Source organism: Schaalia canis (genome assembly GCF_003858455.1).
Taxonomy (GTDB): domain Bacteria; phylum Actinomycetota; class Actinomycetes; order Actinomycetales; family Actinomycetaceae; genus Pauljensenia; species Pauljensenia canis.
Genome location: NZ_RQZF01000001.1, coordinates 469,959 through 492,760, shown reverse-complemented (window position 1 = coordinate 492,760; position 22,802 = coordinate 469,959). Strand labels below are relative to the sequence as shown.

21 protein-coding genes are annotated in these 22,802 nt (G+C 59.1%); 20 read left to right on the top strand and 1 reads right to left on the bottom strand.

What is annotated here, in order from left to right; translation table 11 throughout:
• Positions 1-11: 11 nt before the first annotated feature.
• The 5 genes from caiB (at position 12) to EII11_RS02050 (ending at position 5,888) form a co-directional block, all read left to right on the top strand.
• Entirely contained in the window at positions 12-1,232 is a 1,221-nt protein-coding gene (caiB, locus tag EII11_RS02070; protein WP_124868045.1) for an L-carnitine CoA-transferase, read from the top strand.
• A gap of 6 nt (positions 1,233-1,238) precedes the next feature.
• Entirely contained in the window at positions 1,239-2,813 is a 1,575-nt protein-coding gene (locus EII11_RS02065) for an AMP-binding protein (protein WP_124868043.1), read from the top strand.
• A 43-nt stretch (positions 2,814-2,856) separates the two neighbouring features.
• On the top strand, positions 2,857-3,732 hold the full coding sequence (locus tag EII11_RS02060; protein ID WP_124868041.1) for a MaoC/PaaZ C-terminal domain-containing protein: 876 nt from the start codon (positions 2,857-2,859) through the stop codon (positions 3,730-3,732).
• 150 nt (positions 3,733-3,882) lie between these two features.
• On the top strand, positions 3,883-5,217 hold the full coding sequence (locus EII11_RS02055) for an MFS transporter (protein ID WP_124868039.1): 1,335 nt from the start codon (positions 3,883-3,885) through the stop codon (positions 5,215-5,217).
• A 2-nt stretch (positions 5,218-5,219) separates the two neighbouring features.
• Positions 5,220-5,888, top strand: a complete 669-nt coding sequence (locus tag EII11_RS02050; RefSeq protein ID WP_124868037.1) for an MBL fold metallo-hydrolase — start codon at positions 5,220-5,222, stop codon at positions 5,886-5,888.
• Here the strand turns inward: EII11_RS02050 and EII11_RS02045 are convergent.
• Entirely contained in the window at positions 5,855-6,418 is a 564-nt protein-coding gene (locus tag EII11_RS02045) for a TetR/AcrR family transcriptional regulator (RefSeq protein WP_240623017.1), read from the bottom strand. The two genes, EII11_RS02050 and EII11_RS02045, sit on opposite strands and share 34 nt — an antisense overlap.
• Before the next feature lie 190 nt (positions 6,419-6,608).
• On the opposite strand from EII11_RS02045, the gene EII11_RS02040 reads away from it, so the two are divergent.
• From EII11_RS02040 to miaA, 15 genes are all read left to right on the top strand, one after another.
• On the top strand, positions 6,609-7,370 hold the full coding sequence (locus tag EII11_RS02040; protein ID WP_124868033.1) for an electron transfer flavoprotein subunit beta/FixA family protein: 762 nt from the start codon (positions 6,609-6,611) through the stop codon (positions 7,368-7,370).
• A 17-nt stretch (positions 7,371-7,387) separates the two neighbouring features.
• Complete coding sequence (locus tag EII11_RS02035; RefSeq protein ID WP_124868031.1) at positions 7,388-8,260, top strand: electron transfer flavoprotein subunit alpha/FixB family protein; 873 nt, start codon at positions 7,388-7,390, stop codon at positions 8,258-8,260.
• A gap of 27 nt (positions 8,261-8,287) precedes the next feature.
• Positions 8,288-9,592, top strand: a complete 1,305-nt coding sequence (locus tag EII11_RS02030) for an FAD-dependent oxidoreductase (protein ID WP_124868029.1) — start codon at positions 8,288-8,290, stop codon at positions 9,590-9,592.
• Between the two features lie 29 nt (positions 9,593-9,621).
• Positions 9,622-9,918 carry a ferredoxin family protein gene (locus EII11_RS02025; RefSeq protein ID WP_124868027.1) on the top strand — a complete coding sequence of 99 codons (297 nt, stop codon included), beginning with the start codon at positions 9,622-9,624 and terminating at the stop codon, positions 9,916-9,918.
• A gap of 154 nt (positions 9,919-10,072) precedes the next feature.
• Complete coding sequence (locus tag EII11_RS02020; RefSeq protein WP_124868025.1) at positions 10,073-11,764, top strand: ribonuclease J; 1,692 nt, start codon at positions 10,073-10,075, stop codon at positions 11,762-11,764.
• 7 nt (positions 11,765-11,771) lie between these two features.
• On the top strand, positions 11,772-12,716 hold the full coding sequence (locus EII11_RS02015; RefSeq protein WP_124868023.1) for a PfkB family carbohydrate kinase: 945 nt from the start codon (positions 11,772-11,774) through the stop codon (positions 12,714-12,716).
• Positions 12,717-12,876: 160 nt separating this feature from the next.
• A complete protein-coding gene (locus EII11_RS02010) occupies positions 12,877-15,807 on the top strand; it encodes a DNA translocase FtsK (protein ID WP_124868021.1) in 2,931 nt (976 codons plus the stop codon).
• Positions 15,808-15,827: 20 nt separating this feature from the next.
• The gene (gene pgsA, locus EII11_RS02005) at positions 15,828-16,451 is read left to right on the top strand and encodes a CDP-diacylglycerol--glycerol-3-phosphate 3-phosphatidyltransferase (RefSeq protein ID WP_124868019.1); all 624 of its coding nucleotides are present in this window, start codon (positions 15,828-15,830) and stop codon (positions 16,449-16,451) included.
• A gap of 345 nt (positions 16,452-16,796) precedes the next feature.
• Entirely contained in the window at positions 16,797-17,108 is a 312-nt protein-coding gene (locus tag EII11_RS02000; RefSeq protein ID WP_124868318.1) for a helix-turn-helix domain-containing protein, read from the top strand.
• Positions 17,109-17,184: 76 nt separating this feature from the next.
• Entirely contained in the window at positions 17,185-17,412 is a 228-nt protein-coding gene (locus tag EII11_RS01995; protein WP_124868017.1) for a DUF3046 domain-containing protein, read from the top strand.
• Positions 17,413-17,666: 254 nt separating this feature from the next.
• The gene (recA, locus tag EII11_RS01990; RefSeq protein WP_124868015.1) at positions 17,667-18,755 is read left to right on the top strand and encodes a recombinase RecA; all 1,089 of its coding nucleotides are present in this window, start codon (positions 17,667-17,669) and stop codon (positions 18,753-18,755) included.
• 69 nt (positions 18,756-18,824) lie between these two features.
• Positions 18,825-19,553, top strand: a complete 729-nt coding sequence (locus tag EII11_RS01985; RefSeq protein ID WP_124868013.1) for a regulatory protein RecX — start codon at positions 18,825-18,827, stop codon at positions 19,551-19,553.
• Positions 19,550-20,101 (top strand): CinA family protein, encoded by a 552-nt coding sequence (locus EII11_RS01980; RefSeq protein ID WP_124868011.1) that lies wholly within the window; start codon positions 19,550-19,552, stop codon positions 20,099-20,101. The genes EII11_RS01985 and EII11_RS01980 overlap by 4 nt, the downstream gene beginning before the upstream one ends.
• A gap of 21 nt (positions 20,102-20,122) precedes the next feature.
• Complete coding sequence (miaB, locus tag EII11_RS01975; protein WP_124868009.1) at positions 20,123-21,655, top strand: tRNA (N6-isopentenyl adenosine(37)-C2)-methylthiotransferase MiaB; 1,533 nt, start codon at positions 20,123-20,125, stop codon at positions 21,653-21,655.
• Between the two features lie 28 nt (positions 21,656-21,683).
• On the top strand, positions 21,684-22,694 hold the full coding sequence (gene miaA, locus EII11_RS01970; protein ID WP_124868316.1) for a tRNA (adenosine(37)-N6)-dimethylallyltransferase MiaA: 1,011 nt from the start codon (positions 21,684-21,686) through the stop codon (positions 22,692-22,694).
• The last annotated feature ends 108 nt before the right edge of the window (positions 22,695-22,802 follow it).

Genomic DNA, 22,802 nt, shown 5'->3' with positions numbered 1-22,802 from the left:
ACTGTTTCACCATGGCACTGCCTACCGAAAAGCCATCATTTGGCGTCCTTGACGGCGTCAAGGTTGTCTATTCTGCTGTTGAAATCGCCGCCCCCACTGCTGCGGCCATCATGGCCGAATGGGGTGCGGACGTCACCTGGATCGAAAACGTGTGGACGGGTGACTCCATGCGCGACACCGCCTGGGTCAAGGAAATGGAACGGCGCAATATGCGTTCCATCTCGATGAATCCTTTTACCGATGAAGGCAAGGAAGCCCTGCGCGCCATCGTCAAGGACGCGGATATCTTCATCGAATCCTCTAAAGGCCCCATGTACGCTCGTAAGGGCATCACTGACGAGTTCTTGTGGGAGATCAACCCCAAACTCGTTATCGTCCACGTCTCGGGCTTTGGCCAGTGGGGTGATGACGTTCAGGTCAACTCAGCCGCCTACGATCTGACGGTTGCCGCCTACGCGGGTATCGTCGCCCAGAACGGCACCGTCGACCAGCCGATGAATATCTCCCCTTATCTGGGTGATTACATCAATTCCCTCATGATTATCTCCTCCTCCCTGGCTGCCCTGCATCGCGTGGGCGTCACCGGCGAGGGTGAGAGCATCGACATGGCCATGTATGAAACCCTCCTGCGTGTCGGCACCTACTACATGATGGACTTCATGAACGCGGGGATCACCTACCCGCGTCCTGGCGCTCGCCATCAGAACCTCTGCGGCATCGGCATCTATGAATGCAAGGACGGCTACATTGGCCTGTGCCTGTATGGGGTGTCGCAGAATAAGTATCTGCTGGAAACCATCGGCCTTGGTCACCTGTGGGGCACCGAGGAATACCCCGAGGACACCTCGGCACTGTGGCTTAATGGCCCCAAGGCTGATCTCATCCAGGAGACTCTGGAGGCCTATCTCAAGACTCAGTCCAAATACGATGTGCAGCGCGACTTCGTTGACCACCGCATTGCCGCTCAGGTGGTGAACGAATTCCCCGACATTCTGGCTGCCGACCACGTTAAACAGCGTGAATGCTTCATCGAATGGGAAAACGCCGAGGGCGCAACCGTCATGGGCCTCAATACTTTCCCGAAGTTCTCACGCAATCCAGGTTCGTTCTGGCGTCCTATGCCAGCCCTGGGCGAGGACACGCGCGATGTCCTACGACGCGCGGGATATTCCGACGAGGAAATCGCCCGCCTGATCGAACTCGGCACCGTCAAGACTGCCGATAAGGACTGATTGATCGTGACCCACTCGGAGTTCGCGCCGGAGACCACCACACTGCCCCAACTGTGGCAGCGGCAGGTTGAGGACAGGGGAGAGCACGAGTTCCTCGTGTTCGAGGATGCGCATACGCATGACACCCGTCGTTTCACCTACCGTCAGTTTGACGCGCTGGTTAACCAGTGCGCCAACGCCCTCGTTGCTCGTGGCATTGGTGAGAAAGACCAGGTGGCACTCTACCTTGACAATTGTGTCGAGTTTGTCGAATGCCTGCTGGCTTTGGCGAAAATCGGGGCTGTGGCCGTCCCCGTTGACGCTTCTTCGGCGCCCTTCGAGTTGGGTCGCATCTTGCGCCTGTGCCAGGCACGCACGGTCGTGGCCTGCATGAGTAACCTCAGCCAAGTGCGCTCCCACCTGCCCACCACCGTCAAGGACATTATTGTGGTCGGGCAGGGAGACGCCGAGGACGAGGACGCTGCCGCTGGCCTACCCCACCTGCGTGAACTCACCTGGCATGAGGCAGACACCTTCACTCCTCCAGCGAGTATCGACCCCTTTGACCTGTGCGAAATCCTTTTCACCTCGGGCACCACTTCCGAACCCAAAGGCGTGATGATTACGCACGCGAATGTTGTCTTCTCCGGCAATTTCGTCAACTGGGAACTGGGAATGACCCCCGAGGATCGCTACATGACCTCCATGGTGGCCACCCGAGTCAACTACCAACTTTCTGCCCTCGCGCCGGTGCTGACTCTGGGGGCGACACTCATCATGCTCTCCCACTATCGGGCGACCTTTTTCTGGCGTCAGGCGCGTGTCCACCGTGCCACCCTCGTTCAGGGGATGGCAATGATCGTGGCAACGATGCTGCGCCAACCCGTCGACCCGCATGAGCGCGACCACCAGGTGCGCGAAATGCACTACTTCCTGCCACTAAGCACGCAGGATAAGGAAGCCTTTGAGGAACGCTTCGGCGTGCCGCTGCTGAACAACTATGGCTCAACCGAGTGCCTCATTGGCGCTGTAACAGACCCACCCCACGGGGAGCGGCGCTGGCCTTCCATCGGCCAGGCAGGGCCCGGATACCAGGTCTGCGTCATTGACGAGGACGGACGCGCTCTCCCTGACGGTGAAGTGGGGGAATTAGCCCTTCACGGTATCCCAGGAGTGAGCCTGATGGCGGGCTACTGGGATAACCCGGAAGCTACCGAGGAGGTTCTCGATAAGGACGGCTGGTACTACACCCGTGACTACGCCTACGTCGAGGACGGGTGGGTCTACTTCGTAGATCGGCGCGTTGACCTCATTAAACGTTCGGGCGAATCGGTGTCCTCGGCTGAGGTCGAAGGCGTTATTGACGACTTCCCCGGCGTGCGTGAGGTGGCCGTTATTGGCGTGCCAGACAGCGTGCGCGGTCAAGCTGTCAAAGCATTCATCGTGCCCGACCCGGATGTAGAGCTCAATGTCTGCGCGATTATCGACCACTGTGCCCGCCACCTTGCTGCCTTCAAGGTGCCGAGCTTCGTGGAGTTCGTTGAAGAACTCCCGCGCGGCACCTACGGGAAAGTACAAAAACATCTTCTTGCCACCCAGTAACACCACTTCCAATAACACCATTTCCATGAAAGGACACTGACCAATGGCGATCAATACCGACATGGTGGGCCAGACTTTCGGCCCCTTCGTCCGTGACTACACCTTCCGCGACCTGGAGCTTTTCGCCCTCGGCTGCGGTGCGGGCATTGATGGTAAAGACGGCCTTGAATACCTCAACGAGCATGACGAACGCGACCCCAAACTCAAGGTGCTCCCCATGTTTGGCGCCATGCTCATCGTCGATTCAGAGGTTACGCGCACTATCGACTACGGCTACAACTACGCCGGCTCCCTGCACTGGGGTTTTGACATCACCTTCCATCGCCCCATGACGAAGATGAGCGACCACCTGGAAACGATGGTGCGCCTGGAAGGCCTCTATGACCGTGGTGAAGGACGGGGCCTCCTCGCCCAACACATTGGTGACACCTACGATTCTGACGGCAACCTCCTGTTCACCAATGAATCCTGGGACTGCCTGATCTACGACGGTGGCTGGGGCGGACCCACGCCCCCCAAGGACATTGTCGACATGCCCGACCGCCCCGCAGACGTTGAAGTGGTCGAGACCATTCCTGAGAATCAGGCGCTTATCTACCGTCTCTCGGGTGACTACCATCCCCAGCACATTGACTGGGACTACGCCGCAGAAAACGGCGAACCGCGCCCCATCCTGCACGCCATCTCTTACGCCGGTGTTGTCATGCGCCATGCGATCAACGCCTTTGTTCCGGGCGAGCCCGAGCGCATCACGCGTTTCAAGACGCGCATCACCTCACCCGTTCACCCAGGATCCACCCTCAAGACACAACTGTGGAAGGTGGGCGAGGGCGAACTGCGTTTCGCACTCGTTGATGTTGACGCGGAGGAAACCGGTGCCAAGCCCCATCTGAACTGGGGCATCATCGAATACCGCTGACGCGAGCGTAGGGGAATCATGCGCCTGAAACTCTGCAGTCCCTGATTCCCGCATGCGGCGTGGGAGAGGCAACGCCACCATCGCCTCTCCCACGCTACACACGCCCACACGATACTGACCAGCCCCTCAGCAGATAGAAGGGAGAACACCATGAGCAACGATGAGCCCATCATTGACCTCGAAGACTTAGAAATGACGCCCCTCCTCAAACGTGTCATTGTCTTTTCCTCGGGTGGCCCCTTCCTTGAAGGCTATGTGCTTTCAATCATTGGCGTAGCTTTGGGGGCAATGGGCACGGATCTCGTCCTCGATGCCCACTGGAATGGTCTGCTTGGCGTTGCCGCCCTCGTGGGACTCTTCCTGGGGGCTTCTGTTGGCGGATGGGTGACTGACCTGATCGGGCGACGCAAAATGTTCGTCATCGACCTTGTCGTCATCGCCGTCCTATCGATCCTGTGTGCCCTAGTCAACGGCCCCCTGATGCTAGTGGTCCTGCGTTTCCTCATTGGTGTGGCTGTCGGCGCCGACTATCCGATCGCCACCTCCATGATCACCGAGTTCTCGCCTCGTAAATACCGCGCTGCAGCGATGGGCATTATTGCCGCAGCCTGGTACCTGGGCGCTAACGTCGCCGCCCTGGTGGGTTTCGTCCTCATCAACACATCCCACGGCTGGCGCTACATGCTCGCCTCCTCCGCCGTTCCCTGCATCGCCATCCTCGTAGGCCGATGGAATATCCCAGAATCTCCACGCTGGCTCGTCTCCAAGGGGCGCGCAGAAGAAGCTCAACGTATCGTGCACGAGACTCTGGGAGCCAATGTCCGCCTGCCCGAGGCAGAGGACGCTGCGAAAACCTCGGTCCGTAAAGTCCTCCAAGGCGTGTACCTGCAGCGCGTGATTTTCGTGGGCGTCATCTGGCTCTGCCAAGCCATCCCCATGTTTGCCCTCTACACCTACGGGCCTCAGATCATCAGCGCCGTTGGACTGGGAGAGGGCCGCAATGTCCTCCTTGGGGAACTGTTGATTGGCACATTCTTCATGCTGGGCACCTTCCCCGCCATGTACCTGTGCGAAAAGATCGGCCGCAGGCCACTCATCATTGGCTGCTTCGGTGGAATGACCATTGCCCTGGCTATTATCGGGTTCTTCCCCGGCGCTGGCATCGGCCTGATCATGGGATGCTTCATTGCCTACGCGATCCTTTCTGGTGGGCCCGGCAACCTCGAATGGCTCTACCCCAACGAACTCTTCCCCACAGAAATCCGGGCAACCGCCATGGGCTTCGCCATGGCCTTCAGCCGCATCGGCACCGTCGTGTCCATCTACATCCTGCCCGCATTCATCATCGATCACGGCATCGGCATGACAATGCTCGCAGGCGCAGCAATCTCTGCCCTAGGTCTTATCGTCTCCATCATCTGGGCCCCCGAGACGCGCGGCTACACCCTTGCTGAAACCGGATCACCCGACTTTAGGGGGCGCTAAGAATGTTCACCATCGAACAGATCACCGTCGGCTCCTGGAAAGCAGTGTGCTACGCGCTGACAAACAGTGCAGGAACTATCGTCATTGATCCTGGTGCACAACCTGAGGTGCTCCTGCGTTGGCTGGGAGACAAAAACATCGAGGGGATCATCCTCACCCACTGCCACTGTGACCACATTGGAGCCGTCAACGAACTCGTCGACGCCTACGGATGCTGGGTAGGGTGCGGCCACGACGATGTTGATGGCGTCGCTGACGTACACAGGTCTGGCTTTGACGAAGAGGGCATTGACTACACCGTTGACCACATCGACCGGCCCCTTCACGAGGGCGACACCATCACCTGGGGAGGCGACCACCTCACCGTCCTTCACACGCCCGGTCACACCCCCGGCAGCATCTGCCTACTTAACGAGGCTCAACGTGTCCTTTTCACAGGTGACATGCTCTTTGCCGGTGCCATTGGTTCCACTGCCTTCGTTATGGGCAACCCCGTTGACATGATGAAATCCTGCGCACGCCTGGCACAGATGGACAAAGATCTTACCGTCTACCCCGGACACGGGCGCCCCACCAACTTAGGAATCGAACAGCCCTTGCTGCGGATCATGGCTGGACCCGCACAACGAGGTGGCACTCAGATCTCCAACTGGCGCGAAGGCTCATGGTGATGAAGTTGATCGTCAACCAGATCGGCAACGTAGGCCGGAACCTTCTCCAAGAAGCACTCAATGACATCTTCAGGCAAACAGAAGGTGCGCATCAGCACGCTTCCTTCAATCGCATCCAGCAGACGCACCACCGAGGTATTACGCGGCAACTCTCCATTGAGCTTGAAATCCCACAACCTAGCGTGAATAGCCGACAGGGGAGTGACGAACACATCCCTGTAGATCTCGCAGATCACAGGATCAACCTCGTTGCCTGCTTCAACAAAAAGACGTCGCACAGCGGAACGGTTGGGCCCCAGGTATTCCCTCAAGCGAAAGTCGGCCTCGTTCACAAGGATCTCACGCGGGGAATCCCCAACCGGTCCCGGGCAGGTCACCAACGCGGTGAACGCACAGTGGAGCAAATCATCGCGGTCAATCCACCGCGAATACAAGCTCGACTTACCTACGCCCGCTTCGGCTGCAAGCTTCGTCAGATTAAAACCCGCCCAGCCGGCCTCGCCATAGAGGTCCAAGGCAGCGCGAAACACACGTTCCTCCAACTGGGCGTCACGAGGACGTCCCGGTTTTGGAGGGTGAAGAACCGCCGACTGTGTCACCGCACACGCACCTTTCATGAGGGAGGTCACATATCTCTATCTTAACGACCCTTCCTCAAAGCTTTCAGGGTTTCCACACCCGATATACCGCCAACCGCACCTTCAACAGAAAGAGCAGACGATGAGCATCGTTGTCGCGTACAAGTACGCCGCTAACCCACAAGACACCACCGTTGATGCCTCCGGCGTGGTCGACTGGTCGCGCGCCAAGGCCGCAATCTCCGAATACGATCCCGTCGCCGTGCAGGTCGGACGCACCCTCGCAGACTCCCTCGGAACCGACGTCGTCGGCATCTCAGTCGGAAGCAGCGCAGTAGCCTCGTCCATGGCAAAGAAAGGCGCCCTCTCACGAGGCATGGACCGCGCACTCGTCGTCGCAGACGACACCACCTCCACCTGGAACGCCACCACCGTCGCCAGCGGGCTCGCGGGCCTTGTTGGAAAGATTGACGGAGCCACCCTGGTCCTTGCAGGCGACTCCTCCATCGACGAATCAGCCAAGATCGTCCCCACCCTCATCGCAGGGTTCCTCGGCTGGCCGTGCTTCCAGGAAGTCACCGCCATTGAAGCCGCAGGACAGGGATGGGCCCTCACTCAATCCACCGCTGGTGGCACCCGCACCATCACCGTGGACGGCCCCGTCGTCGCAGCGGTCGCCACTGACGCTGCGCCCGTCAAGGTTCCCGGCATGAAGGACATCCTCGCCGCCGGAAAGAAACCCCTTGACGAGGTCTCCGCAGGCGACCTGACGCTCACAGACGTCACCCTTGAGGTCACCGGCCGAGCCAAGCCCGTTGCGAAGGCTCGCCGCAATGAAATGTTCACCGGAGACGACGCTGCCGCACAGCTCGTCGCAGCTCTGCGCAACGCCGGCGCGCTCTGAGAAAGGACAGCAGAACAATGACGAACACCTGGATTCTTACCACCAACGAGCACGTCACCAACCTCGTTGACACCGCCAAAGCCATTGGCGGCACCGCCACTGTCATCGCCGTTGCCCCCACCGCGCCCAGTATCGCAGGCGTTGATCGTGTCATTCACGTCCCGACTGCCGATAATGTGCCCGCCGAAGCATACGCTGGCGTCGTTGCAGGGCTACTCGCTGAGGCTGCTGGCGACGTTATTCTTGCCGCTAACCGTCCTGCTGAGCGCTCCTTTGCTGGAGCTGCGGCAGCCGCCCTCGCCCTTCCTGTCATTGTTGGTGCCACCAACGTGAGTGCCACCGGTGCCGAGGTCGCCCGCTACGGTGGCCTGACCAACGAGACCGTCAGCTTCAACGGAGCTGTACTCGTCCTCGAAGGCGGCGCTCCCGCAGACGCCGACGGCCCAGCAGCGGAAACGCACGAGGCCACCCCCATGGGTGCCAGCGTTGTCTCCGTCCAACCCGCAAGCTCAGGACCGGCCAACCTTGCCGCAGCACGCAGGATTGTCGCCTGCGGACGTGGCTTCAAAACTGAGGACGATCTCGCTATCGCTCAGGGCCTGGCAGATGCCCTCGGCGCTGAGATGGCCTGCTCGCGCCCACTTGCAGAAGGCACCGCGTGGATGAGCAAGGACCGTTACATCGGCGTCTCAGGTATGCACGTTTCACCTGACATCTACGTCGCTCTGGGTATTTCCGGCCAGGTGCAGCACACCTCCGGCATGGCTGACACCAAGATCGTCGTGGCCGTCAACAATGACGCCAATGCCCCCATTTTCCAGATCGCTGACTACGGCATTGTGGGAGACATTTACGAGGTCGTGCCCGCACTGACCGCAGCCCTGTCCTGATCAGCGCTGTCCTGAAACGAGAACACCATGTCTGAAGAAGTCGACGTCGACTTCGACGTCATTGTCATCGGCGGCGGAGTGGCGGGCGCAGTTTGCGCCTACACCCTCGCCCAGCAAGGCCGGGAGGTCCTGCTCATTGAGCGTGGCGCCGAACCAGGCTCAAAGAACCTCTCCGGTGGCGTGTTCTACTGCCGCATTATGGAAAAAGTCTTTCCCGACTTCGTCAATATTGCGCCCGTTGAACGTCGCATCACACGCAACTGCGTGAGCCTGATCAACCAGAGCTCCTTCGTCAACATCGACTACTGGGATCAGCGCCTGACCGAACCGGCAAACGCCGTGACCGTCCTACGCGTCAAACTTGACGCGTGGCTCCTTGAACAATGCGAGGAAGCAGGCGTGACCGTTATGCCTGGCGTGAAGGTTGATTCCCTCATCACTGAGGGCACCCAGATCGTTGGCGTTCGAGCTGGAGAAGACGAACTGCGTTGCCATGTGGTGGTCGCAGCAGACGGCGTTAACTCCTTCATTGCCCAAGACGCCGGTATTCGCGCTAAGGAGCCCATGAAGCACCTCGCCGTCGGGGTGAAGTCCGTTATCGGCCTGCCTCGTAAGGTTCTTGAGGACCGCTTCAATGTTCGCGGCAACGAGGGCGTCGCCTACGCCATGGTGGGGGACTGCACGCAGGGGGTGGCTGGTGGTGGTTTCCTCTACACCAATGAAGAATCCGTCTCCATCGGTGTGGTGATGAGGCTCGATGACCTCGAAGCCTCGGGGCTGTCCTCCTCAGACATTCACGACCACCTGCTGCAACACCCCGCTATCGCCCCCTTACTCGAAGATGGGCAGCTTCTTGAATACGGGTGCCACCTCACCATTGAGGACGGCTCAGCAATGAGCTCCCATGACCTGACCAGACCGGGGCTCATCATCATCGGAGATGCCGCGGGCTTCACCCTGAACACAGGGTTGACCATTCGCGGCATGGACCTGGCTGCAGGGTCAGCGTTGGCAGCGGCCGGTGCTATCCAGAAGGCCTTCGGGGTGATGGATTTCAGTCAGGAATCGATGGATGTTTACCGGAGCCTGCTGGATGCCAGCTTCGTTGGCAAAGACATGGCAACCTACGCCAAAGCACCAGCCTTCCTGGAGCGCCCCCGCATGTACAGCGACTACGGCAAGCTCGCCGCCGACGTGTTCTACGGCGTTTTCAACCACGACTTGACCCCCAGGCGTCACCTGCGGGCAGTCGGACTCGATGCCCTCAAAGCATCAGGTGTGAAGATGACGCAGATCATGGGCGATGTCTTTGCCGGCATCCGAGCCCTGTAACCCTCACCTTCTGAAAGGAGGAACACGCAATGGCACAACTCGTCATTGAGAGCGTTCCGGCCCGACTGGCTGGGAATACCTACAACCTCGATGAGGAAGAATCCCACATTGAGGTGAACCAGGAACTCGCTCGCACACTCGGGGTGGGCCCTCTGCTTGAACGCATCTGCCCAGCGCATGTGTATTCGGTCGAAGCCGATGGCAGCGTGGGCGTCGAGTATGCCGCTTGCCTGGAGTGTGGCACCTGCCTGGCAATGGCTCCTGCGGGAGTGCTCAAGTGGCACTATCCGCGAGGAAGCTTTGGGATTATGTTCCGCGAGGGGTAGGACACTGTCGTCCCTGGTGGGATGGTTGCATGTGAACTCCTGGGCACATGCGACGCCGGTGGGGGGAACCAGAAGGTTCCCTCCACCGGCGTTTTATAGCGGAGAACATGACCCTCCAAAGACCTGGAACAAAAGAGCAAGTAGAATCAGCACTATGAAGCCTCTGTACGAGAACCTCGCTGAACCCGCTCCTCTCGAAGAGGGCGCCCTCCGTGTTATCCCGTTGGGAGGTTTGGGCGAAGTTGGACGCAATATGAACGTCCTCGAATACGCAGGCAAACTCCTCGTCGTTGACTGCGGCGTTCTCTTCCCTGAAGAAACCCAACCCGGTGTCGACCTGATCCTTCCCGACTTCTCCTGGATCGAAGACCGCCTTGATGATGTCGTGGGAATGATCCTCACCCACGGACATGAAGACCACATCGGAGCCGTCCCCTACCTGCTGAAACTACGTGCGGACATCCCCATTTACGGCTCGGACTTGACCTTGGCCTTCGTTGAACCCAAGATCCGCGAGCATCGCCTCCCCAGCCCTGACCTCGTCGTTGTCGCTGAAGGCGACCGCATCAACATTGGCCCTTTCAACTGTGAATTCGTTGCCGTCACGCACTCTATCCCAGATGCGCTGGCTGTCTTTGTCCGCACCGACGCCGGTAAGGTTCTTATTACCGGCGACTTCAAAATGGATCAGCTTCCTCTTGACGGCCGCCTGACCGACCTTCGAGCCTTTGCCCGTTTTGGGGAAGAAGGCGTGGACCTGTTCATGGTGGATTCCACCAACGCTGAGGTTCCAGGATTCGTCACCCCTGAATGTGAGATCGGCCCCGTCCTCGACCGAGTATTCGCCGAGGCCACCGGCCAGATCGTCGTCGCTTCCTTCGCCTCCCATGTCCACCGTGTCCAACAGGTCATGAACGCTGCTCACCGTAATGGGCGCCGCGTCGCACTGGTGGGACGCTCAATGGAACGCAATATGCGTATCGCAGAGGAAAAGGGCTACCTCACTGTCCCACCGGATGTCATTGTCGATTCAGCCACCATCGCTGATCTTCCTCCGCACCAGCGCGTCTACATGGCCACAGGCTCCCAGGGCGAACCCATGGCCGCCCTGTCACGCATGGCAGCAGGCTCCCACAAGTTCGTCACCTTGGAACCTGACGATATGGTCGTCTTCGCCTCGTCGCTGATCCCCGGTAACGAAAACTCCGTTTACCGCCTCATCAACGGGCTCATGCGCCTAGGCGCCCGCGTTGTCCACCAGTCCAACACCAAGGTCCATGTCTCTGGCCATGCCTCTGCTGGCGAGCTGCTCTACTGCTACAACATCATCCAGCCGACAAATGTCATGCCCATCCACGGTGAAATCCGACATCTCATCGCTAATGGTCAGCTCGCGGTCAAGACCGGTGTCCCGGTGGAGAATGTCGTACTCGCAGAAGACGGCGTTGTCGTTGACCTCAAGGACGGAAAGACTCGAATCGCAGGAGCTGTCCCCTGCGAATACGTCTACGTTGATGGACGCTCCATTGGAGAAATCTCTGAAGAGGAGCTCGCAGCCCGCCGCACCCTTGGCGCTGAAGGTTTTGTCAGCGTCTACGCCGTTGTTGAACGAGACTCAGGCATGGTACTGGCCTCGCCAACCATTCGCGCTATTGGCATGGCCGAAGATGACGCTGTCTTTGAAGAGATCCTGCCCGAGGTCGATGCCGCCCTGCGCGAGGCCGCTGCCCCCGGCGGCGTTGACCCCTACGTTTTGCAGCAGGTCATGCGCCGCGTTATCGGACGCTGGGTGGCTCGTCGCCTGCGTCGCCGTCCCATGATCGTTCCCGTGGTCGTGGAACAGTAGGAGCTTCATGCCTGGTCGTTTTATTTCCACCCACTCGATGGTGCTGGCGCTTCCCCTCCACGTTGATCATCTGCCCGAACGGGGAGCTGCTGTCGAAGCTGAAACTGCCGCTGCCCGACCTGGCGGTGGCTATGTCACCCTGGCTGCCGCAGCAGCACAGGGGGTGAAGGCCTCTATGGCATCCCCTCTGGGAACTGGCCCGAACTCATATACGGTGCGCCAGCACTTAGAAGAAGCCGATGTGGAGATCCTCACCACCGAATTGGTGGGCGATATTGGTATCGCCATCCAGCTTGTCGAGGCTGACGGTTCAACAACCTCAGTGGTGACAGCAGGCGTGGAGTCAGAGCCCTCGCGTGCTGCGCTGGATCGGATTACTCTTCACGACGGCGACCTGGTCCATATTTCTGGTGTTGACCTGACGAATCGTATTGGTGCTGAGACGCTCACCGGATGGGGCGCCTCGCTACCTGAGAGTGTCATGCTGGTGGTGTCTATTTCGCCAGCGGTGGAGGAAGTACCTGTTAGCGCGTGGCGTCGCCTGCTGAGCCGTGCTGACGTTGTGACGATGAATATTCGTGAGAAAGCCGCTCTGGATGCCATTCTCACTCGCGTTGAGCCGGGGCTCTCAATCCGACACATTATGCGTCCACATGCTGCGGTGGTGCGACGCCTGGGTGTGATGGGGTGCGAGCTGCAGGTCAATGAGTCGGCACCGCGTATTCACCTTCCGGCTTTTGATGCGTTCACGGTTGACACTGCGGGCGTTGGGGACACGCATATTGCGACAATGTGTGCTTCGCTTCTCAAGGGTGCCTCCCTGGAGGACGCTTGTCGCGCTGCTAACGCGGCGGCGGCCTTTACGATCGCACACGAGTCGGCTTTGCCGGTTCCGACTCTGGCCGATATTGAGCAGATTCTTGAGCAGGGCGGCCTGATCTACTCTTCCTGAGCTGGCACGCTTGGGGAGTGGTGGGGATTGCTGGCATGGTGAAGATGGCGCGATCTTCTTCCCTCAACCCTGAAAAAGTGGTGATGTTTGGCCGCTAATAGGGCCATGCGGCGCGCCGATGATGCGCGAGGCTCTGGGGGCCGGTAGCGTCTGTAGCACCATGGCAAACACATCATCGTCTTCGAAGAGTTCACGACAGCGCACGTCAGCAAGGAATACGCCTGCGCCGCGCTCCCAGGGTGCCCTTTCGCGCTTCTTTTCTGCATGCGGGCGTGGTATCGCTGGGGCTTTCGCGCTGTGGCGGGCCACGGACGCTCAGGTTAAACGCGATGCCTTGGCTTTCGTCATGCTCGCGCTGGCCGTTGTCGTTGCTTTGCGTGAGTGGTTTAAAGTCTCAGGCCAGGCGGGGGATTTTATCCATCATGGTTCAGCGGGGCTGGTAGGGATTTTCTCCGTTGTCCTTCCCGTGGTGTTCGTTGCTGTTGCCATTGACCTTTTTAAGGCACGTTCTTTGAACTCAGCGCTGCCGCACCATCTTGCTGGCGGTATGGGAGTTGTCTTTGCGTTGACGGGTCTTGTACACGTCACCAGTGGCAATCCTTCCGCATCGCCTATTGAGGGGATTGAAGCGGCTGGAGGCATTATTGGCTGGTTCGTTGCTAGCCCTCTTGTAACCCTCCTGTCAGCCTGGGGTGCGGGCGCTTTGCTGTTTTTACTGCTGGTGTATTCGATTCTTCTGGCGACCCGCACCCGAGTTGCCGACGTTCCTCAGCGCCTGCGTGACTTCCGCGACCGTTTCATTCTCCGTTCCGCAAAGGGAGCCGGTGAGTCTTCGGTTGAAGGGGAGGACGAGGTCAGTGCTGCGCGCCGTCGCTCGCGTGACCACTTGGCCGCCGGGGATGATCCTTTCCTTGACCAATACGATGCTGACGAGGCTTTCCGCCGCGCTGCTGAGGCTGACGCGCCACCCCATGTGGATCTTGTTGAAGGTGGCTATGATCCCGCGTACGGTGACGCGGACTACGAGCAGGGCGGAGACTACTACGCTGCCGGTGAAGGGGAGTATGACCCCTCTGAGCTTGCTCCGATTGATGCCACCATGGTGATGCCGACCTCGCCGCATGCTGGGGAGCCAGTCGATGCTGATGCTCCTACGGAAGTGTTTGCGATCCCTGCGGATTCGCAGCAGGCGGGGCAGACCGTAGATAGTGCGGGCGCTACCACAGAAGAGAGTGGCACCGACGCTGGGTTTACTCCACAGGCTGCTGCCCCTGTCGAGTACCATCTGCCCACCGAAGACTTGCTCATCCGTGGTACCCCGCATAAAACGCGATCTGCGGTCAACGATCAGGTCGTTCAGGCGTTGCAGCAGGTGTTGGCTGAGTTCAAGGTTGACGCTACTGTCACAGGCTTTTCTCGAGGCCCGACAGTGACCCGTTATGAAGTGACGCTTGGGCCGGGTGTGAAGGTCGATCGCATTACGAACCTGTCGAAGAATATTGCCTACGCTGTGGCCAGCGCGGATGTGCGCATCCTGTCGCCAATTCCGGGTAAGAGCGCTATCGGCGTGGAAATTCCCAACGCTGACCGAGAGACGGTTGCCCTCGGCGACGTGCTTCGTTCAGGGGCGGCCAAACGCAACCAGCACCCGCTGGTTGTCGGTGTAGGTAAGGACGTCGAGGGCGGCTACGTCGTGACGAATCTGGCCAAGACTCCCCACCTGCTGGTGGCAGGCCAGACCGGCTCGGGTAAGTCCAGTTTCGTCAACTCCATGATTACCTCCATCATGATGCGCGCTACCCCCGAGCAGGTACGTATGATCCTCGTCGATCCCAAGCGCGTGGAGCTGACGATCTACGAGGGCATCCCGCACCTGATTTCTCCGATTATCACCGATCCGAAGAAGGCCGCTGAAGCACTTGAATGGGTGGTCCGAGAGATGGACGCCCGTTACGACGACTTGGCTGCCTTCGGCTTCAAGCACGTTGATGACTTCAATCAAGCTGTTCGCGCTGGACAGGTGCAAGTACCTCTTGGGCTGGAACGCAAACTTCAGCCCTACCCCTATCTCTTGGTCGTCGTTGACGAGCTCGCTGACCTCATGATGGTGGCGCCGCGTGACGTGGAAGCCTCTGTTCAACGTATTACTCAGCTTGCACGTGCTGCGGGTATTCACCTGGTGCTTGCCACCCAACGCCCATCAGCAGATGTGGTCACGGGTCTGATTAAAGCCAATGTGCCTTCCCGCTTGGCCTTTGCGACCTCCTCACTGGTGGATTCTCGCGTGATCCTTGACCAGCCCGGCGCTGAAAAGCTGATTGGCCAAGGTGATGCGCTCTACCTGCCAGCCGGCGCGCCCAAGCCTATGCGCGTGCAGGGCGCGTGGGTGACAGAGTCCGAGATTCACTCTGTGGTTGCTCATGTGAAGTCTCAGATGCAGGCCCAGTACCGACCAGACGTTGTCGCACCTGCCAAGACCGCGAAGGTAGCCGAGGATATTGGTGATGATCTTGATGACCTGCTCCAAGCGGCTGAACTGGTGATCTCCACCCGTCTGGGCTCAACCTCAATGCTGCAGCGTAAGCTCCGCGTAGGCTTTGCCCGCGCTGGCCGTCTGATGGATTTGCTGGAGTCCCGCGAGATCGTTGGTCCCTCGGAAGGGTCAAAGGCTCGCGAGGTTCTTGTTGAGCCTGAGCAGCTTCCTGAAATCCTGGCCATGCTGCGTGGAGAGACTAGCGCCACCCCTGAACCGGAGGTGCCCGCCCTCGCCGCTCCTGCGCCTGTGAGCCCCGCCGTTGCCGCTGCCTCCCTCGTTGAAGATGAGCTGGGGCACTCTGAGGACGAGGCTGAGGCGGAAGAAAGTACCTTCTACGCGGTCCAGGTGCCGCCGGGGGCGGGTGGCACGCACGCGACCGTCACCTCTGAAACCACAGTCGAGGAAGTACCCTCGCCACAGGCTGTGACGCCGCCTTCCTTCGCCCCTCAGGCCAGTGCTGATCCCTACGCGGGGCACGATTTTGGAGGACGCGTGGACTGGGAGGATGAAGAACCTGATGAGAATGAGGATGCCTGGCAACTGACAGGCAGATAAGAGAGGGTAATATTTGAGGTATGGAACAGAACGTCTCGACGATCGATCGATCGAAAAAGGTGCCCGTGCTCAACGTGCCGAACACGTTGACGGTGCTGCGTATTGTTCTTGTTCCTATCTTTATCGCCCTTCTGTTCCAACAGACCCTGACAGCTCAGTGGTGGGCGGTCGCAGTATTTGTGATTGCCTCTCTGTCGGATCATCTTGATGGCGAAATCGCGCGACGAAACGGGTGGATTACGGACTTTGGCCGGATCGCTGATCCGATTGCCGACAAAGCATTGACGTTAGGTGCTTTTGTTGCGCTGTCGTGGATGGGAAGCCTGCCGTGGTTTTTCACGATTCTGGTGGCTATCCGCGAGCTGGGCATTACCTGGTGGCGTAGCGTGCTTTTACGTCAGGGCATCGTGGTTGCGGCCAATATGGGAGGGAAACTCAAAACAGTTCTTCAGTTGCTGCTGATCTTCCTCATGATTCTTCCCTGGGAGAGCATGTTGAATCCAGATTCTGTGGCAATGACTATTGCTGCCTACTCTGTGGTGGTAACCATGTGGGCTGCGTTAATTGTCACAGTCTGGTCTGGTGTTGATTACATCCTTGATGGACGTCGCATGGCAAAGGAACTCGCTCAAGAAGGTGTGTAGGTCTCGAAGGCGACGTTCCCTGCAGTGAAAGAGCGCTAACCCTATCTGACAGGGCGGGAGCTTCCCCAGGACGGGAAGCTCCCTTTTTCTTGCCTGGAAGGGCGTGTGGACATCCTTTTTTCCTGACACCGGTGGTCGTTCACGCAAATACGGGGTGGCACTGACACACTCAGAAATGCCACACCAGCGCTGAAATAGGAGGAAAGGAGACGCCGTGGAGACATGTGAGCAACGGCCCCCGCCCGTTGGATGTTCCCCTGAAATCACCCCCGAAAGATCCCTGAATGGTGCCAATAATCCGAAACGAAGGTGCGCATGTACACCGATTCGCGCTACAGTCAGAGCATGATCTCAACAACTACCTCCCCGTTACTGCGAGTTGAACTTGGCGCAGTCTTGCGTCAGCTTCGCAACGCGCGAGGATGGACGCTGCGCGAGGTAGCTCAGGAAAGCCAGGTTGCTCTTGGCTACCTGTCAGAGATTGAACGAGGCCGTAAAGAGGCTTCCTCTGAACTGCTCAACGCAATCTGCGAGGCTTTGGGTGTGCCTCTGTGGTTTGTGCTGCGTGAGGTGTCAGATCGCATGGCGATTCTTGACGGAACCGTGGCACCCGAACGTGTTTCCGAACCGGCTGTTCCTGTCACCCTCATTAGCTGAGTGAAGCTCACAGTTAAAGGCATCCGAGTGTGCCCGAGTAATTGTGAATTGTCGGCACGGGATCGGTGATACGAGGGTGAAACGATCAGAGTTTTGGGACGCGGTTGACGCCGTCTATGGCCCCTCCCTTGGACGTTCTCTCGTTGTTGACCTCTATCTTCCCTCCTGCCTAGGAACCGCCCAAGAAGCCCTTGACCGAGGCGCTGAGCCTGATGAGGTGTGGGCGGCGCTCATTGAGGAAACCGGACAGAGTGAGGATGCACGATGGGTGCACCGCATCGATCCGAAGAAACGTCGGCGCTGAAGGGCGACCTTTCACAAGTGATGTGACATAGCGGGCATCTTCATTTCCTGCGTGTCGCCACCATCGAACACATGTTCCATCTATGCTGTGGATATACACGGCATGAAAAGTGTTATCCACAGTGATAACCGATCCTCATGTTCATGTCTCATGGTCGGACATAACGTGTGTGGTGACCCCGGAGAGGGGAGAACACCACTGACAGACCAGCCCCTATCAATGGCCGGAGAGGCCTCAACCGGAAGGATGATTCCATGGCAGCACGAAAGAGCGCCACCACTGCAGCCCCCGCAGGTAACGACCGCAACAAGGCACTAGAAGTTGCCCTCGCGCAGATCGACAAGCAATTCGGTAAAGGCTCCATCATGCGCCTTGGCGATGACACCCGTCCTCCGGTTCAAGTCATCCCCACAGGTTCTCTCGCCCTTGACGTCGCCCTCGGTATCGGCGGTCTTCCTCGTGGCCGCGTCATTGAAGTCTACGGCCCTGAATCCTCCGGTAAGACCACTGTTGCTCTCCATGCGGTTGCTAACGCCCAGCGTGCCGGTGGCAACGCTGCATTCATTGACGCCGAACACGCCCTTGATCCGGTATACGCGCGAGCTCTTGGCGTAGATACGGACTCTCTGCTTGTCTCCCAGCCAGACACTGGCGAACAAGCCCTTGAAATTGCTGACATGCTGATCCGCTCGGGCGGCATCGACATTATTGTCATTGACTCAGTAGCTGCCCTTGTTCCCAAAGCGGAAATCGAAGGCGAAATGGGAGACTCCCACGTGGGCCTTCAAGCGCGCCTGATGAGCCAGGCCCTGCGTAAGATCACGGGTGCGCTCTCAGCCACCGGCACCACCGCCATCTTCATCAACCAGTTGCGTGAAAAGATCGGTGTGTTCTTTGGCTCGCCTGAAACCACCACTGGTGGTAAGGCTTTGAAGTTCTACGCCTCCGTTCGTATTGATGTGCGCCGAATCGAAACCCTAAAGGAAGCTGGCGCTCCTGTCGGCAACCGCACACGCGCCAAGATCGTCAAGAACAAGATGGCCCCGCCTTTCAAGCAGGCCGAGTTCGACATTCTCTACGGTCGCGGCATCTCCCGTGAAGGCTCCATCATTGACATGGGGGTTGAATACGGTGTGATCCGAAAGTCCGGCTCGTGGTTCACCTACGGGGATGACCAGTTAGGGCAGGGCAAGGAGAACGTTCGCCAATTCCTGGCAGATAATCCTGAGCTTGCCACCGAGATCGAGAATAAGATCCTCGCTGAACTAGGGATTGGCGTAGCAGCCGATGACGCTTCCAGCGCCAAGACCACCGCATCTGACGAAGAAGACGCTGGATTCTAAGACTCTCCGCCTCGCCCGAACCCTTGGGTTCGGGCGAGGCGTACATCAGGCGAGCATGTGAGGTAAAGAATGGTTCGCTATCTCGATCCCGAGCACTATCCAGAACTCGGTGAAAACAACGATTTCGTCGATATCCCAGTTTTTGGAGCCTCCCAGGCTTGTGACGCAGATGTCAGTGATGCGGATGCCACAGAGGGTGCCATCACTGCCTCCAGGCGTCAGGGGAAAAAGACCCGTTCCACGAAACAGCTCTCTCCTGCAGAACGTATGGCCGCTATGCGGGAAAAGAATGCTGCTCTGACCGGTGTCGAAGCTATCGAGGCTGCTCGTGAGGTTGCCCTACGCCAGCTTGACACGCGGTCTCGTTCCCGAGCTGAACTACATGCAGCAATCACTCACCGTGGTTTTAGTGAGGAAATTGCTCAAGAGGTTCTTGATCGTTTGAGCGCTGTTGGCCTCATTGATGACGCGGCTTTTGCTGCCATGATTGTGCGTGAACGCTTTGCTTTGCGAGGGGCGACTGGGCGTGCTCTGCGGGAAGAACTCAAACGCAAGGGCATTGATAGCGCCCTTATTGCCCAAGCTATGAGTCAAATCAGTGATGATGACGCGTATGAGCGTGCGCGTGAACTTGCCCAGCGCAAAGCGCGGAGTATGCGTGGTGTTGACCGGCGTAAAGCCTGGGGACGTCTTTCGGGCATGTTGGCCCGAAAAGGCTACTCGCCTTCTACCTGCCAGCGCGTCATTGCCGAAGTGCTGGAACACTGGGGTGAGGACGGGCAAGAGGAGGAATTGTGACAGCGTCAGACACCACCACTTCTACACATGCCGTAGCGTTTGTCATTGATGCTCTGCGTGAGGCAGGCCTGCACGTTGCAACCGCTGAATCTCTCACAGGTGGGGGAGTGTGCGCCCGCCTCGTGAATATTCCGGGCGCCTCTGACGTTGTTCAAGGCGGCGTATGCACCTACACCTGTGACCTGAAGCGGCACATCCTTGGCGTTGACGGGGAAATCCTCAGCGAACGAGGCCCCGTTGACGGTGAGGTCGCCGCCCAAATGGCTCAGGGGGCGCGTCAATTATTCAACGCCGACTATGCGATTTCTACTACCGGCGTCGCTGGCCCTGGCCCCGCGGATGAGCACCCCGCTGGCACTGTTTATATGGCTCTCGCCATGCCCGCAGGCACCTCGATCCACCGCTATTCTTTTGCGGGTGGTCGTAACGAAGTGCGAGAACAGGCTATTTCTCAAGCAATCGCCCTCCTTGGCCAGGCGCTCAGCGGAAAGGACCTCTCGGCTTTGGCCTCGTTCACAGGCGAGGGCGAAAACCCAGGTGCGCGCTGACCCCGCTACACTGTCCAGACGATGAGCACTACACCAACTTCTTCCACGCCCCGCACCTACGCTGTGCGCACCCTGGGCTGCCAGATGAACGAGCATGACTCCGAACGCATGGCTGGCCTGCTTGAAGCAGAAGGCCTCGTTCCCGTCTCCCAGGTTCCCGAGGCCGCCGCGCGCGCCACCGACGCTGGCGACATGGGCGCTGACGTCATCGTCATCAACACCTGCTCCGTGCGTGAAAATGCCGCCACCCGACTTTTTGGCAACCTCGGTCAGCTTGCCGCTGTCAAGCGTGAACGTCCGGGCATGCAGATCGCTGTGGGCGGCTGCCTTGCCCAGCAGATGCGCGATGGCATTATCGAAAAGGCACCGTGGGTGGATGCCGTGTTCGGCACCCACAATATTGACGTGCTCCCTGCTCTGCTGCGCCGCGCCGAACATAACCGCGAGGCCGCTGTGGAGATTGAAGAAGCCCTCAAGGTCTTCCCCTCCACACTGCCCACCCACCGTGAATCCGCTTTTGCGGCCTGGGTGTCAATCTCTGTGGGCTGCAATAACACCTGCACCTTCTGCATCGTGCCTCACCTGCGCGGAAAGGAACGCGACCGCCGTCCCGGCGACATCCTTTCTGAAGTGCAGGCTGTCGTCGATCAGGGGGCCATCGAAGTGACCCTGCTGGGGCAGAACGTGAACTCCTATGGTGTGGGTTTTGGTGACCGTGGTGCTTTTGCCAAGCTTCTGCGCGCAGTAGGTGAGATTGAGGGCTTGGAACGTGTGCGCTTCACCTCGCCCCACCCGGCTGCTTTCACCGACGATGTTATTGCCGCGATGGCCGAAACGCCCACTGTCATGCCCAGCTTGCATATGCCTCTGCAGTCAGGTTCGGATGCGGTGCTGCGCCAGATGCGCCGCTCCTACCGGCGCGAGCGCTTCATGGGCATCCTGGAGCGTGTGCGTGCCGCCATCCCCGACGCGGCTATCACCACTGACATTATTGTGGGTTTCCCCGGCGAGACCGAAGAGGACTTCCAGCAGACGCTGGAGGTTGTGGAAGAGGTTCGCTTCTCGTCGGCCTTCACCTTCCTCTACTCGCCGCGCCCTGGCACCCCTGCTGCTGACCGTGAAGATCAGGTGCCCGATGATGTTGCCTTGGAGCGCTATAAGCGTCTGATTGCCCTGCAAGAGCGCATCTGCGCCGAGGATAACGCCGCTTTGGCTGGTACCACCGTTGAGGTCCTGATCGGTGAGGGTGAAGGCCGTAAGGACGGTGCAACTCAGCGTATCTCGGGCCGCGCCCGTGATAACCGCCTGGTTCACGTGGCCCTGCCAGAGGGTATGGCCGAGGAGGACCGCCCTCGTCCTGGTGACATGGTGCGTGCGACCGTCACTTACGGCGCTCCCCACCACCTGCTGGCTGATTCTGCGTTGGAGGGTGGCCTTTTCGAGCTGCGTCGTACTCGCGCGGGGGATGCCTGGCAGGCGCGTCAGAAGAAGGAAGAGGACAACCGCGTGGGCCTGGGGATTCCCACCCTGCGTGTTGGGCCGCCGAGCGCCTGAGCTGCGTGTTGCGCGCGTTGAGAAGATGATGACCGCTACTGAAATCCGCCCGCATGAGCTGATTGTGGCCGTGGTTGGGCCAACTGCTTCAGGGAAATCCGACCTTGCTCTTGACCTGTGCGAATCCCTGCCTGCGATCATGGGAGCAGAGGCAGGTGAACTCGTGAGCGCTGATGCGCTGCAGTTCTACCAAGGCATGGACATTGGCACAGCTAAGACGCCCGTGGAGGAACGCCGCGGTATCCCGCATCACCAGATTGACGTGCTGGACGTGCGCCAGGAGGCCTCGGTAGCGGCCTATCAGCAGGCGGCCAGGGCTGATATTGCGGCTATTCATGCGCGTGGGAATGTGGCTGTTGTGGCCGGTGGATCTGGCTTGTATCAGCGGGCTTTGCTCGATGTTATTGATTTCCCGGGGACTGATCCGGCGGTGCGCGCTCGACTGGAGGCCGAAGCGCAGGGGCCATTAGGGTCGCGTGGTTTGCATGAGCGCCTACGTGAACGTGATCCCGTTGCTGCCGAGCGGATTGATCCGCACAATGCCCGCAGGATTGTGCGCGCTCTTGAGGTAATCGAGCTGACCGGAAAGCCCTTTTCGGCCAATATGCCGCGCCATGAGTTCATTCACCCGGCGGTTATGGTCGCTATCCGCTGGGATATGGCGGATCTGGATGCGCGTATTGCTGTGCGTACGCGGCTAATGTTTGAGCAGGGGTTGATTGAGGAAACCCGTGCCCTGCTTGATGAGGGGTTGCGCGAGGCAAAGACGGCTTCTCGCGCCACAGGTTATGCTCAGGCGATCGCCGTCATTGATGGTGAGATGAGTGTTCCCGAGGCGATCGAGTCGGTGGCGTTGGCGACGCGCCAGTTGGCTCGACGCCAGGTGAAGTGGCTGCGCCCTGATCCGCGCGTCGTGTGGATTGACGCCGATGCTGTCCGAGGTGGGGGAGCGCCCTTCCCCACCTGTGATGGGGAGCGTTTGCGTCGGGCGGCCGAGGGGATTGTCGAGGCCGAGCTCGCCCGCCTGGGGTGGGAGTAGTCGCAAAACTTCAATGGTGGCGGAATAATTTTTCCGTTTTCTTTCTTTCTTGGCTCTAGGGGGCATTTGACGACTGCTTTCGGAATAATAATTCCGAAACTCTTGTTT

Bases quoted from the DNA above. Each gene is read 5' to 3' on its own strand.
- caiB (WP_124868045.1), top strand. From the start codon at position 12: ATGGCACTGCCTACCGAAAAGCCATCATTTGGCGTCCTTGACGGCGTC.
- EII11_RS02060 (WP_124868041.1), top strand. From the start codon at position 2,857: ATGGCGATCAATACCGACATGGTGGGCCAGACTTTCGGCCCCTTCGTC.
- EII11_RS02055 (WP_124868039.1), top strand. From the start codon at position 3,883: ATGAGCAACGATGAGCCCATCATTGACCTCGAAGACTTAGAAATGACG.
- EII11_RS02050 (WP_124868037.1), top strand. From the start codon at position 5,220: ATGTTCACCATCGAACAGATCACCGTCGGCTCCTGGAAAGCAGTGTGC.
- EII11_RS02040 (WP_124868033.1), top strand. From the start codon at position 6,609: ATGAGCATCGTTGTCGCGTACAAGTACGCCGCTAACCCACAAGACACC.
- EII11_RS02035 (WP_124868031.1), top strand. From the start codon at position 7,388: ATGACGAACACCTGGATTCTTACCACCAACGAGCACGTCACCAACCTC.
- EII11_RS02030 (WP_124868029.1), top strand. From the start codon at position 8,288: ATGTCTGAAGAAGTCGACGTCGACTTCGACGTCATTGTCATCGGCGGC.
- EII11_RS02025 (WP_124868027.1), top strand. From the start codon at position 9,622: ATGGCACAACTCGTCATTGAGAGCGTTCCGGCCCGACTGGCTGGGAAT.
- EII11_RS02020 (WP_124868025.1), top strand. From the start codon at position 10,073: ATGAAGCCTCTGTACGAGAACCTCGCTGAACCCGCTCCTCTCGAAGAG.
- EII11_RS02015 (WP_124868023.1), top strand. From the start codon at position 11,772: ATGCCTGGTCGTTTTATTTCCACCCACTCGATGGTGCTGGCGCTTCCC.
- EII11_RS02010 (WP_124868021.1), top strand. From the start codon at position 12,877: ATGGCAAACACATCATCGTCTTCGAAGAGTTCACGACAGCGCACGTCA.
- pgsA (WP_124868019.1), top strand. From the start codon at position 15,828: ATGGAACAGAACGTCTCGACGATCGATCGATCGAAAAAGGTGCCCGTG.
- EII11_RS02000 (WP_124868318.1), top strand. From the start codon at position 16,797: ATGATCTCAACAACTACCTCCCCGTTACTGCGAGTTGAACTTGGCGCA.
- recA (WP_124868015.1), top strand. From the start codon at position 17,667: ATGGCAGCACGAAAGAGCGCCACCACTGCAGCCCCCGCAGGTAACGAC.
- EII11_RS01985 (WP_124868013.1), top strand. From the start codon at position 18,825: ATGGTTCGCTATCTCGATCCCGAGCACTATCCAGAACTCGGTGAAAAC.
- miaB (WP_124868009.1), top strand. From the start codon at position 20,123: ATGAGCACTACACCAACTTCTTCCACGCCCCGCACCTACGCTGTGCGC.
- miaA (WP_124868316.1), top strand. From the start codon at position 21,684: ATGACCGCTACTGAAATCCGCCCGCATGAGCTGATTGTGGCCGTGGTT.